Below are 3,430 nucleotides of genomic sequence, written 5' to 3'. Positions count from 1 at the left end.
GCTGATGACGGCACTGGCCATGATCATCGGCATGGTGCCGCTGGCACTGGGCCTGGGCGAGGGCGGCGAACAGAATGCGCCGCTGGGCCGCGCCGTTATTGGCGGCCTGTCGCTGGCAACCATCGCCACGCTGCTTTTCGTCCCGACTGCTTTCACGATTATTCACGGCTGGCTGGCAGAGCGCCGCACGGCCAAAGGAGCCATTCATGCTTAAGAAGAATTTGAATTTTGTGCTGCCGCTGGCAGTGCTGGGCGCACTGGCTGCGTGGGGCATCTTCACCCGCGTGCAGGCGCACGCCGCCTTGCAGCACCAGGCGGATGAAGCCGCGGTGTCGCTGGTATCGGTTCGGCCCGTAGCGCAGGGTGCGGCCGACGAAGCGCTGTCCTTGCCCGGCAATACCATCGCTATCGCTGATGCGCCGATTTACGCCCGCACCAGCGGCTACCTGAAAAGCTGGCACGTGGATATCGGCAGCAAGGTCAAGGCTGGACAGCTGCTGGCGGAAATCGATACGCCTGAAGTGGACCAGCAACTGAAACAGGCCGAAGCCGACCTGGCCAGCGCGGAAGCCAATGAGTCGCTGGCGCGCAGCACGCACGAACGCTGGCAGGGTTTGCTGAAGACCGAGTCCGTGTCGCACCAGGAAGCGGACGAGAAGGCGGGCGATTTCGCCACCAAGCACCAGATTACCGCCGCTGCCCGCGCCAATCTGCAGCGCGTGCGCGACCTGCGCGGCTTCCAGCGCGTGCTGGCGCCGTTCGATGGCACCATCACCGCCCGCAATACCGACGTGGGGCGCCTGATTGCCACCGGCACCGGCGCGGAACTTTTCCACATTGCCGACACGCGCAAGCTKCGCGTCTATGTGCAGGTGCCGCAGGCTTATGCGGCTTCGATGCGCGCAGGCGTGCAGGCGGACGTGAAGTTCACCGACCGTTCCGACCGCAACTGGCCGGCAGCGGTGGTGCGCACGGCCGATGCGCTCGATCCGGTCACGCGTACGCTGCAAACCGAACTGCAAGTGGATAACAAGGAAGGCCAGCTGCTACCGGGTGCTTACGCCGAAGTGCACTTCAGGCTGCCCGGCGCCCCGGGCGCGCTGCGCGTTCCTTCCAATGCGCTGCTGTTCCGCGGCGATGGTCTGCTGGTGGCCACCGTCAGCGCCGACAATCATGTGACCCTGAAGCCGATCCAGGCGGGGCGCGACCTGGGCACCGAGCTTGAAGTGCTGAGCGGCGTGACCGCCAGCGACCGTGTCGTGATCAATCCGCCGGATTCACTGGTGCAGAACCAGCTGGTACGCGTGGCGCAAGGAAAAGCACAATGAAGCAGTTCGCGATACTGCTGGCCGCAGCAGGGCTGAGCGCCTGCTCGCTGGCGCCGACCTATCAGACCCCGCAAACGCCGGCTGTCGAACAGTATAAGGAAGCCGGCGACTGGCAGCCCGCGCAGCCTGCCGACGCCACCGTGYGCGGCGCATGGTGGACCGTGTTTGGCGACCAGCAGCTGAACGCTTTGCAGCAGCGTGCCGCCACGTCCAACCTGGGGCTGCAGGCCGCCGCCGCACGCTATGCGCAAGCACGCGCTGTTGCCGATGAAGGTGGCGCCGCATTGTTCCCGGTCGTCGGGCTGGACGCCGGCGGGCAACGCCAGCGTATCGCCGCATCGCAGAACGCGCGCGGCACGGGACCATCCATCGGCAATGCGCTCTCGCTACGCGCGCAGATGTCCTATGAACTGGACTTCTGGGGCGCCATCCGCAACAGTGCCGCGCGCGCCGCGTACAGCGCTGACGCCAGCGGCGCCGAGCTGGAAACGGCGCGTCTGTCGCTGCAATCCGAGCTCGCCGCCGACTGGTTCCTGCTCACGGGGCTCGACGCCCAGACCGAACTGTTGGAAAGCGCTATCGCTGCTTACGCGGATGCTGCCCGCATCACGGAGCAGCGTCACCAGGGCGGCGCTGCCGCGCTGACCGACGTGTATCAGGCGCGCACCCAGCTGGAAAACGCCCGCGTGCAGCTGGGCGCCACCCGGCTGTCGCGCGCCCGCCTGGAACACGCCATCGCCATTCTGCTGGGCGAAGTGCCGTCGAAATTCAGCCTGCCGCGCACAGCACTGGCGCTGGAGCCGCCCGCCGTTGCAAGCGGCCTGCCGTCGCAACTGCTGGAGCGCCGTCCCGACGTTGCCGCCGCCGAGCGCCGCGTGGCGGCCGCCAACGCGCAGATCGGCGTCGCGCGCGCCGCCTGGTTCCCGGCCTTCACGCTGGGCGGCGCTGCCGGTTATGCGGGGGCGCCCGGCAGTTGGCTGACCGCACCGAATCTGCTGTGGTCCGTTGGCCCGCAAGCTGCGCTGACGCTGTTTGACGGCGGCCGCCGCAGTGCCCAGCAACGCGGCGCCCAAGCTGCGTATGACGAGAGTGTGGCGACGTACAAGCAGTCCGTGCTGACGGCATATGGCGAAGTGGAAGACCAGTTGGCCGCGATTCACTGGCTGGACGATCAGCGCTTGTCGCAGTCGCGCGCCGTTGAAAGCAGCGGTCATGTGCTGGAGCAGGCCAATAACCGCTACAAGGGCGGCATCGCGACCTATCTGGAGGTGACATCCGCGCAGACCGCGTCGCTTCAGGCGCGCCAGGCGGACCTCAACCTGCGCGTGCAGCGCCTGAACGCATCGGTTGGCCTGATTCGTGCGCTGGGCGGCAGCTGGAAGGCGTCGTAGCGGGTTTTGAGCGACAATAGCGATTCTGCGCCTGAAGGAGCAAGCCATGTCTGTCGCCACGCTGGAATCGCTATTCGCCTTCAAACTCTGGTCGAACAAGGAACTGTTTGAAGCCCTGGGAACGCTGAATGCCGCGGAGTCGGTGCAGCCGATGCTCCGCACGCTGAGCCATATCTATGTGACGGACCGCATCTTCCGCGCCCACCTCTCCGGCGTGCCGCACAGTTACACCTCGCCGCACCTGGTGCCGCCGCCCACGCTGTCCGAACTGCGCGCGGCGGTGGAGGAAACCGACGAGTGGTATCTGCAGTACGTTTCCTCGCTGACGCCGGCAGCGCTGGCAGAGCGCATCCAGTTCCAGTTCACCGATGGCGATATGGGCAGCATGTCACGCGAAGAGATGCTGCTGCATATCTCCACCCACGGCTGCTACCACCGTGGCAATGTCGGCCAGATGCTGCGCGACAGGGGCGTGTCCCCGCCGCGCGATCTGTACACGCGCTTCCTGCATCAAACCGAACCCGCACGCCGCAGTTGAGCCTGGGCGCCGGGGTTCACGTGCTGGCGCGGTGAACCAGTTCGAATCCGACGTCCATTACCCGTTCGACCGGCGCGCTGCTGTTTGGGTCTACCCGCTGAAGAATGGCTTTTGCGGCCGTGCTGCCGATCAGCGTACCATCCACGCGAATCGTGGACAGGGCAGGGTAGACG

Annotated in this window: 4 protein-coding genes; all 4 read left to right on the top strand. The window is 66.2% G+C overall.

Translation table 11 applies throughout. From position 1 onward, the window contains the following. On the top strand, positions 1 to 214 hold a 214-nt coding region (locus AB4Z11_RS26990), incomplete at its 5' end, for an efflux RND transporter permease subunit (RefSeq protein ID WP_442028923.1). Then, positions 207 to 1,328: an efflux RND transporter periplasmic adaptor subunit gene (locus tag AB4Z11_RS26985; RefSeq protein ID WP_442028922.1), complete on the top strand. Its 1,122-nt coding sequence runs from the start codon at positions 207 to 209 to the stop codon at positions 1,326 to 1,328. The genes AB4Z11_RS26990 and AB4Z11_RS26985, both read left to right, overlap by 8 nt. Beyond that, on the top strand, positions 1,325 to 2,719 hold the full coding sequence (locus tag AB4Z11_RS26980; RefSeq protein ID WP_442028921.1) for an efflux transporter outer membrane subunit: 1,395 nt from the start codon (positions 1,325 to 1,327) through the stop codon (positions 2,717 to 2,719). Before AB4Z11_RS26985 ends, AB4Z11_RS26980 begins: the two co-directional genes overlap by 4 nt. Before the next feature lie 46 nt (positions 2,720 to 2,765). Further along, the gene (locus AB4Z11_RS26975) at positions 2,766 to 3,257 is read left to right on the top strand and encodes a DinB family protein (protein WP_442028920.1); all 492 of its coding nucleotides are present in this window, start codon (positions 2,766 to 2,768) and stop codon (positions 3,255 to 3,257) included. Positions 3,258 to 3,430 lie beyond the last annotated feature (173 nt).

Source organism: Pseudoduganella sp. RAF53_2 (genome assembly GCF_052113985.1).
Lineage (GTDB): Bacteria > Pseudomonadota > Gammaproteobacteria > Burkholderiales > Burkholderiaceae_D > Rugamonas.
This window is presented reverse-complemented; position numbering and strand designations above follow the sequence as displayed.